8 protein-coding genes and 1 pseudogene are annotated in these 7,749 nt (G+C 68.7%); 1 reads left to right on the top strand and 8 read right to left on the bottom strand.

The annotated features are described in order from the left end of the window. The 3 genes from ACR2JA_RS03500 to purE all read right to left on the bottom strand — a co-directional run. Positions 1–282: L-threonylcarbamoyladenylate synthase (locus tag ACR2JA_RS03500; RefSeq protein WP_434007732.1), on the bottom strand; the 282-nt coding region annotated here is incomplete at its 3' end. A 4-nt stretch (positions 283–286) separates the two neighbouring features. Next, on the bottom strand, positions 287–1,522 hold the full coding sequence (locus ACR2JA_RS03495; protein WP_434007731.1) for a 5-(carboxyamino)imidazole ribonucleotide synthase: 1,236 nt from the start codon (positions 1,520–1,522) through the stop codon (positions 287–289). A 4-nt stretch (positions 1,523–1,526) separates the two neighbouring features. Beyond that, positions 1,527–2,015, bottom strand: a complete 489-nt coding sequence (purE, locus tag ACR2JA_RS03490; protein WP_434007730.1) for a 5-(carboxyamino)imidazole ribonucleotide mutase — start codon at positions 2,013–2,015, stop codon at positions 1,527–1,529. Between the two features lie 132 nt (positions 2,016–2,147). Here purE and trxA point away from each other — a divergent pair, with 132 nt between their 5' ends. After that, positions 2,148–3,056, top strand: a complete 909-nt coding sequence (gene trxA, locus ACR2JA_RS03485) for a thioredoxin (protein ID WP_434007729.1) — start codon at positions 2,148–2,150, stop codon at positions 3,054–3,056. A 61-nt stretch (positions 3,057–3,117) separates the two neighbouring features. Here trxA and ACR2JA_RS03480 read toward each other — a convergent pair whose 3' ends face one another. The 5 genes and pseudogenes from ACR2JA_RS03480 to ACR2JA_RS03460 form a co-directional block, all read right to left on the bottom strand. Next, positions 3,118–4,080, bottom strand: coding sequence for a Bug family tripartite tricarboxylate transporter substrate binding protein (locus ACR2JA_RS03480; protein WP_434007733.1), 963 nt, complete (start codon positions 4,078–4,080; stop codon positions 3,118–3,120). A gap of 24 nt (positions 4,081–4,104) precedes the next feature. Continuing rightward, entirely contained in the window at positions 4,105–5,193 is a 1,089-nt protein-coding gene (locus tag ACR2JA_RS03475; RefSeq protein WP_434007728.1) for a CobW family GTP-binding protein, read from the bottom strand. A gap of 16 nt (positions 5,194–5,209) precedes the next feature. Then, positions 5,210–5,578 carry a hypothetical protein gene (locus ACR2JA_RS03470; RefSeq protein ID WP_434007727.1) on the bottom strand — a complete coding sequence of 123 codons (369 nt, stop codon included), beginning with the start codon at positions 5,576–5,578 and terminating at the stop codon, positions 5,210–5,212. Continuing rightward, on the bottom strand, positions 5,575–7,356 hold the full coding sequence (locus tag ACR2JA_RS03465) for a hydantoinase B/oxoprolinase family protein (RefSeq protein WP_434007726.1): 1,782 nt from the start codon (positions 7,354–7,356) through the stop codon (positions 5,575–5,577). The genes ACR2JA_RS03470 and ACR2JA_RS03465 overlap by 4 nt, the downstream gene beginning before the upstream one ends. A 22-nt stretch (positions 7,357–7,378) precedes the next feature. Then, positions 7,379–7,749 (bottom strand): annotated as a pseudogene (locus tag ACR2JA_RS03460) (hydantoinase/oxoprolinase family protein); the annotation flags it as partial.

The raw sequence follows: 7,749 nt of genomic DNA, 5'->3' as shown, positions 1-7,749 counted from the left end.
AGCGTTCATCAGCGCCACGGCGAAATCGGGTACCTCGCGCGCCAGCGGTGCCACGGCGGCGCGCCAGTCACCGGCCTCGGCCGCAGGGATGTGCACGATCAGCGGGTGGTCGCTGGGCCGGCCCTTGGCTTCAAAGATGCCACGCACCGCACTGGCGTTGCCGGCGTCGGCCGCCAGGCCGTAAACCGTTTCGGTCGGCATGCCGACCAGGCCACCCGCGGCCAAGCGCTGGGCGGCCTGCTCAATGGCGGCCGGGTCGCTGGCCGGCAAGGTCAGCGGCATAGCGTCAATCCAGGGAAGGCAGACCCAGGAGGGCCAGCACCTTCGCCGCCGTCTCGCGCACCTGTGCCACCGTGCTGCCCGTGATGTTCAGGTGGCCCATCTTGCGGCCCGGGCGGGCGCTGAGCTTGCCGTACAGGTGCAGGTGCGTGCCCGGCAGGGCCAGCACCTGCGACCAGGGTGGCGACACCGGCTGTTCGCTGGCGGCGCTGCGCACGCCATTGGCGTTGAACCAGAGGTCGCCCAGCAGGTTGACCATGATGGCCGGGCTGTGCTGGCGCGGTGTGGGCAGCGGCAGGCCTGCCAGCGCACGCACCTGCGCTTCAAACTGGGAGATGTCGCAGGCGTTCTGGGTGTAGTGGCCGCTGTTGTGCGGGCGCGGTGCCATCTCGTTGACGATCAGGTCGCTGCCGCCGTTGCCGTTGTCGACCACGAAGTACTCGACGCAGAGCACGCCGACGTAGTTCAGGTGGTTCGCAATCGCGACGGTGCTGGCCTGCGCGCGCGCCGCCAGATCTGCGGGAACCGCGCCTTCAAACACCTCGGTGATGGCCAGGATGCCGTCGTGGTGCGTGTTTTTCTGCACCGGGAAGGCGACCACGTGACCGTCGGCGCCGCGCGCCACGATGACCGAGCACTCGCTCTGCAGTGGCATCAGCTTTTCCAGCACGCAGGGGACTTTGCCCAGCTGGTCCCAGGCGGCTGCGAGTTCTTCGCGGTCCTTCACGCGGATCTGGCCCTTGCCGTCGTAGCCCAGGCGCGCGGTCTTGACGATGCCGGGCAGCAGGTCGGCCGGCACGGCGGCCAGCAGTTCGGGCGTCTCGATGGCGGCGTAGGGCGCGGGGTAGACGCCGCTGATGGGGCCGCACTGGACGAAGTGGGCTTTCTCCTGGATGCGGTCCTGCGCCACGGCCACGCAGTTGGCCGAAGGCGCCACCGGGCGGTGTGCGCCCAGGGTGATGAGCGCGGGCGCGGGCACGTTTTCGAATTCGGTGGTGATGGCGTCGCAGCGCTGCATCAGCTGGGCCAGGCCCTGCTCGTCGTCGTACGGGGTCTCGATGTGGAAATGCGCCACCAGACCGGCCGGGCTGGCCGGATCGGGATCGAGCACCGCCGTGAAGTAGCCCATGGCCTGTGCGGCCTGCACGAACATGCGGCCCAGCTGGCCGCCGCCCATCACACCCAGGGTCATCTGTTGGCCGCGGTCGGACAGGGCGCCGGGCAGGAGGGGTTTGAGGCTCATGGGATCAGACAGGCAGGGTCATGGCGCGCGCGGCTTCGGTCTGCGCGGCGCGGAAGGCTTCGAGCTTTTCCCGCAGGACCGGGTCCTGGTTGGCCAGCAGGGCCACGGCGAACAGTGCCGCGTTGGCGGCACCGGCGGCGCCGATGGCGAAGGTGGCCACCGGCACGCCCTTGGGCATCTGCACGATGGAGTGCAGCGAGTCCACACCCGACAGCGCCTTGGACTGCACCGGCACGCCCAGCACCGGGACCACCGTCTTGGCGGCGATCATGCCCGGCAGGTGGGCCGCGCCGCCGGCGCCGGCAATGATGGCCTGGAGCCCGCGGCCGACGGCGGCTTCAGCATAGGCGAACATGTCGTCGGGCATGCGGTGGGCCGAGACCACGCGCGCCTCGTGGGCGATGCCGAAGTCTTTGAGGATCTGCACGGCGTGCTGCATGGTGTCCCAGTCGCTGCTGGAACCCATGACCACGCCCACCTGGATGGAGCTCATGGAGGGGGGCTTTCTGCCGGACCAGGGGGCGGCCGGCGGGTGCTGGCGCGGCCGGGGAATCGGCCGCGCTCCGGTAAAGTGTGGATTTTACGTTTCGCGCCCACCGGGACGCCCGCCGAGAACGCCACCGCCATGATCAACGTCACCATCGAAAACTTTGAAGCCGAGGTCATCGAAGCCTCGCAACACACGCCCGTGCTGGTGGACTTCTGGGCCCCGTGGTGCGGCCCTTGCAAGGTGATCGGCCCGCTGCTGGAGAAAGTGGAAGCCGAGTACGCCGGCCGTTTCAAGCTGGTGAAGATCGACTCCGACCAGGAACAGCAACTGGCCCAGGCTTTCGGCATCCGCAGCATCCCGACCTGTGTGCTCATGGTCAACGGCCAGCCGGTGGACGGCTTCATGGGCGCGCTGCCCGAGGGCCAGATCAAGGCCTTCCTGGACAAGCACCTGCCCGCGGCCGAGGAGGTGGAGGCCGCCGCGGAAGATGCCGAAGCGCTGGACGCACTGGCCGATGGGGACCTGGAAGGCGCGCTGGAAAAGCTGCAGCACGCGGTGCAGACCGACCCGAACAACGACGACGCGCGCTTTGACCTGGTCAAGCTGCTGCTGGAGATGGACCTGGACGACGACGCCAAGGTGGCGTTTGCGCCGGTGATCGCCAAGTCCGCCGGTGTGCGCCGGCTCGATTCGCTCAACCGCTGGATCAAGGCTCGCGACGCCAACGCCAACGTGGTCGACCCGCAGGCCCGCGCCGCCGATCTGCAGGCCAGGATCGCCGCCAACAAGCGCGACTTCGACAGCCGCTTCGCCCTGGCCCAGCTGCTGCTGGCGCACAGCCAGTTCGTGCCCGCCATGGACGAGCTGCTGGAGATCCTGATGCGCGACAAGGCCTGGAACGACGACCTGGCCCGCAAGACCTTCATCGCCATCCTGGACGTGATCGAGCCCCCCAAGCCCAAAGTGGCCGAAGGCCAGGTGCCGCCCGAAGACCCGACCGTGGCCACCTACCGCCGACGCCTGTCCAGCGTGGTGCTGAGCTGATCGACACCTCGCATGCAAAAGGGCCGCGGTTGCGGCCCTTTTTTTGTGGGTGCTGGCGCCGTCACTCCGGCTTGAAGCCGGCTTCCTTGAGCAGCTCCGTGCTGCGCGCCACGTCGGCGGCCACGAACTGGCGGAACTGGTCGGTGGTCTCCAGCACCGGCAGGATGCCCAGCGCGGTGAACGCGCCGGCGCGGGCCAGCCCGGCGGTGGCCTTGTTGAGGGCCTTGTTCAGGAACAGCACCCGGTCGGGCGGCGTGCCCTTGGGCGCCCACACGCCGTACCAGGAGTTGTAGACCATGCCGGGGAAGCCGCTTTCCACCGCGGTGGGCACGTCGGGGGCGACGCCGCTGCGCTGGGTGGAGGTGACCGCGATGGGCTTGACCTTGCCGGCGCGGGCCATGCCTTGCAGCGAAATGATGGAGTCCATGAGCAGCTGCACATGGCCACCGGCCACATCGGCCAGCGCGGGCGCGGTGCCGCGGTAGGGCGTCGTGGTCAGCTTGAGCTTGCCCTGCTGGGCCAGCAGCAGCGTGGCCAGGTGGCTGGGCGCCCCCAGGGCCGGCACGGCGGCGGTCCACTTGTCGGGCTGGGCGCGGGCGGCCTCCAGCACTTCCTTCAGGTTCTTCTGCGGCGCGGTCGGCGGGATCACCAGCAGCAGCGGCGCCTCGCCCACGCGCGCCACGGGCGCGAAGTCGGTCTGCGGATCGTAGGGCGGCACGGCCAGCACCTGCTTGGCCAGCACGTGCGTGGCGGCCGAGAACAGCAGGGTCATGCCGTCGGGTGCGGCCGTCTGCACCGCCTTGCCACCGATGGTGCCGCTGGCGCCGGCCCGGTTTTCCACGATCACCGACACACCCAGGTCGGTCTGCAGCTGCTTGCCCAGCAGGCGCGCAGCCTGGTCCACTCCACCCCCGGCGGCAAAGGGCACGATCAGCTTGAGCGTGCCCTCGGGGAATTTGCCTTGCGCCCAGGCGGGGGCCAGGGCACTGAGGCCCAGCACGGCACAGGCGATGCGTCTTTTCATCATGGTCTTGTCTCCTTGTGACATTCAAACAGGTGGGGCGGGGCGGGTGCCGCGGGCGCGGCGTCTTTCAAAAATGCGCAGGGTCGCGTCGATGTCGTCGGCATCGATGTCGCGGGTGATGAACACGATTCGGCTGCGCCGGTCCTCGCTGGGCCAGCGCGCCAGGGTCTGGGGCGGGTGGAACAGGTGCTGCACCCCGTGGATCACCATCGGGTGCTCCGGGTCGTCGGCCAGCTGCACGATGCCCTTGACGCGCAGCAGGTCGTCGCCGCGCATGGCCGCGATCATGTCCAGCCAGGCCATGAAACCTTCGCGCGAGAGCGGCTGGTCCCGCACGATCACGTGCGAGCGGATGTGGTCGTCGTGCCGGTTCGGGTCGTGCTGCCCCGGCGCGCTGACCGGAAAGAAAAACGAGCGCGTGCTGTCGGGCTCGGTCTGCACGGCCACCCGCGCAGCGCTGGGCCGGTCCAGCAGACCCAGCAGCGCCTGCAAGGCGCCATCGGGTTCCGTGGTGATGGCCGCCAGCGGGTTGATGGCGCGCAGGCGCTCGCTCAACGGCGCCAGCAGCTCAGGCGGCACCAGATCGGTCTTGGTCAGCAGCAGGCGGTCGGCCACGGCGGCCTGTTTCACCGCCTCGCGGTGCTGGTCCAGTGTGGCCGTGGCGTTGAAGGCGTCCACCGTGCAGGCCACACCGGCCAGCCGCCAGTGGCGCGCCAGGCGGGCGTCACCCATCAGCGTGTGCAGGATGGGCGCCGGGTCGGCCAGCCCGGTGGTTTCCACCACCACGTGGCGCAGTTCGCCGCGCTGGGCTTCGGGGCTCTGCGCCAGGCGCTCGAAAGCGTCGACCAGATCGCCGCGCACGGTGCAGCAGATGCAGCCGTTGGCCAGCAGCACCATGTTTTCCTGCGTGTGGTCCACGAGATCGTGGTCCAGGCCCACCGAGCCGAATTCGTTGATGACCACCGCCGTGCCGTGCATGTCCGGCTCGCGCAGCAGGCGGTTGAGCAGGGTGGTCTTGCCGCTGCCCAGGAAGCCGGTGAGCACGGTGATGGGCACGCGAACGGCCGGATCGGCGCTGTCGCCGTTGTCCAGAGGGGGCAGGATGAAGGCCATGGCTACGGGCTTCGTTTCAGACCGACGACGGGCCGTGCAGCTTGGCGAACGAGTCCAGCGTGCGCGCCAGGCGGCTGAGCAGCCAGTCGGCCACGGCCTCGTCGGCCTCGCCCTCTTCCAGCCGGGTCAGCAGATGCATCACCGGCTTGGTTTGCTGATCGATGGCCCCGGGCTGCAGCAAGAAGGCCACCACCGCCGCCTCGCCCAGGCGCTCACTCTCGGCCCACAGGTAGTCGGCGATGTCGAGTTCGAAGTCTTCCAGCGAGACGCTGACCCCGCCCGTCATGCAGCCGCAGCCGGCGCCCAGCGTCACGTGCTGGGCCGAGAGCCGGCTCCACAGGTTCGCCAGGCGTTCGGCGCGCGGGTCGGCCACGGCGGTGCTCACTGGCCGTCCCAGGCCAGGTCTTCGGCCGCGGCGGTGGCCTGGCCGCTGCGCAGGGCCTGGGTCGCGGCGTGGTCCACCCGGCCGTGGCTGTCCAGCGCCACCTGGTAGACCTCGCGCGCGACCTGGGCGCTGACATAGCCTTCGCGCACGTCCTCGGCCACCAGGTCCAGGTCGCGTTCCAGCGGGCTGCCGAAGCCCCCACCGCCGCCCGAGAGCATCTTGTATGCGTCGCCGCGCTCCAGCCGCACGTTGAAGATCTTGGCGTTGGCGTGGTCGGTTTTCCACTCCCCTTTGTGGCGCACGGCCAGGCCGTTGCCCATGGCGTCGCCGCCGCCTTCCAGACCCCAGGGCTTGCAGTGCACGCGGTCGATGCGGGTGGTCACGGTGAAGGGGCTCAAGGCCTGCACCACCATCTCGGCGCCCAGGCCGCCGCGGTGGCGGCCGGCACCCGCGCTGTCCTGGCGGATCTGGTACTTCTCCACCAGCACCGGGTACTTGGATTCGAGCTGCTCGGTCGGGCTGTTGTGGGTGTCGCCGTCGTTGATGCAGACCGTGACCGACACGCCGTCTTCGGTGCTCTTGGCGCCCCAGCCGCCGCCCAGCGGACCGATGCCGACGATGAACAGGCGACCGTCTTCCGGGCTGATGCCGTGGATGTTGGGGAACACCAGGTCGGCGTGGTGCCCGGCGATGGAGCGGTGCGGAATGGCCGGCGCCAGCGCCTTGAAGATGGTGTCGATCACCGTCATCGGGAAGGTCATCCACACCCGCATCGGGTAAGGGCGCTCGGCGCTGATCACCGTGCCCATGGGCATGATGACTTTCAGCGGGCGGAACGAGCCGTCGTTGACCGGGTAGTCGGTGGGCGTGGTCAGGCACTTGTAGGCCACCTGCGCGCAGGCGATGCCGGTGGTGAAGCCGCTGTTGTAGAAGCCGCGCACCTGCTTGCTCACGTCCGACAGGTCCACCGTCATCTCGTCGCCGCTCACCGTGACCTTGACGCGGATGGGGATGCGTTTGCCGATCTCCAGGCCGTCGTCGTCCATGAAGGACTCGGCCTCGTACACGCCATCGGGGATGGACAGCGTGTTCTTGCGTGCCACGGCCTCGCTGGAATCCATGATCTGCTGGATGGACGCGTTCACCGCCTCGGCACCGTAGCGCTGCAGCAGTTCCACATAGCGGCGCTCGCCGGTGGTGATGGCGGTGATCTGCGCGCGCAGGTCGCCCAGGGCGCGCTCGGCCAGGCGCACGTTCATGGCGATGATGTCGATCAGGTCCTGGTTGACCACGCCTTCGCGCTGGTACTTCAGGATCGGGATCTGGATGCCTTCGCTGAAGATGTCGGTGGTGACGTTGCCCAGCGTGCCACCCACGTCCAGCCAGTGCGCCATGCAGCAGGTGAAGCCTTCGAGCTTCCCCTCGTGGAAGATCGGCATCGTGAACGTGAAGTGGTTCAGGTGGCTGCCGGTGGTGTACGCATCGTTGGTGACCAGGATGTCGCCGGGCTTGATGTTGTCGTAGCCGAAGTGCCTGATCTTGGCCTTCACCGTTTCGGACATGCCGCGGATGAACATGGGCAGGCCCAGACCAATGGAAACCGTGTCGCCTTCCCTGGTGAACAGGCCGACCGTGAAGTCCAGCGCCTCGTAAATGATGAGGTTGTAGGCGGTGCGCGTGAGGTTGGTCTTCATCTCCTCCGTCACGGCGTAGAGGCCGTTGCGGATGATTTCGACGGTGACGGCATCGACGACCTGGGGTGTGGTGTGGGTGTTCATGTGTTCTCCTGGAAGCGCCCGTTCAGGAACGGTCAGAGCCAATCGCGATCTGCAGGTTGCCGAGTTCGTCCACGCGCAGCGCGTCGCCGGGCTGCACCACGGTGGTCGAAGCGTGTTCCTCGATCAGGGCCGGGCCCGTGATCTCATTGCCCGCCAGCAGGCGGTCGCGGCTGTAGACCGGGGTGTCGGCCCAGCCGCTGGATCGGAAGTACACCGGCTTGACCGCGCGCACCGCACCCGCGTCGGGCGTGGCGGTGCCGGCGGCCACGCTGTGCTTGGGCGGCTTCTTCATGGTGCCCAGCACGGTCACGCGCAGGCTCACCAGGTCGGCCGGTTCCTGGGGGGCCGAGGTGCCGTAGCGCACCTTGTGCAGCTCGTCGAACTGCTGCTTGA

The organism is Hydrogenophaga sp. (assembly GCF_051007235.1).
GTDB lineage: Bacteria > Pseudomonadota > Gammaproteobacteria > Burkholderiales > Burkholderiaceae_C > Hydrogenophaga.
Note: the sequence above shows the minus strand (reverse complement) of the source record. Positions and strands in the feature narration are given on the sequence as shown.

Excerpts from the sequence above, each read along its gene's own strand:
- ACR2JA_RS03495 (WP_434007731.1), bottom strand. The coding sequence starts at position 1,522 with ATGAGCCTCAAACCCCTCCTGCCCGGCGCCCTGTCCGACCGCGGCCAA.
- purE (WP_434007730.1), bottom strand. The coding sequence starts at position 2,015 with ATGAGCTCCATCCAGGTGGGCGTGGTCATGGGTTCCAGCAGCGACTGG.
- trxA (WP_434007729.1), top strand. The coding sequence starts at position 2,148 with ATGATCAACGTCACCATCGAAAACTTTGAAGCCGAGGTCATCGAAGCC.
- ACR2JA_RS03480 (WP_434007733.1), bottom strand. The coding sequence starts at position 4,080 with ATGAAAAGACGCATCGCCTGTGCCGTGCTGGGCCTCAGTGCCCTGGCC.
- ACR2JA_RS03475 (WP_434007728.1), bottom strand. The coding sequence starts at position 5,193 with ATGGCCTTCATCCTGCCCCCTCTGGACAACGGCGACAGCGCCGATCCG.
- ACR2JA_RS03465 (WP_434007726.1), bottom strand. The coding sequence starts at position 7,356 with ATGAACACCCACACCACACCCCAGGTCGTCGATGCCGTCACCGTCGAA.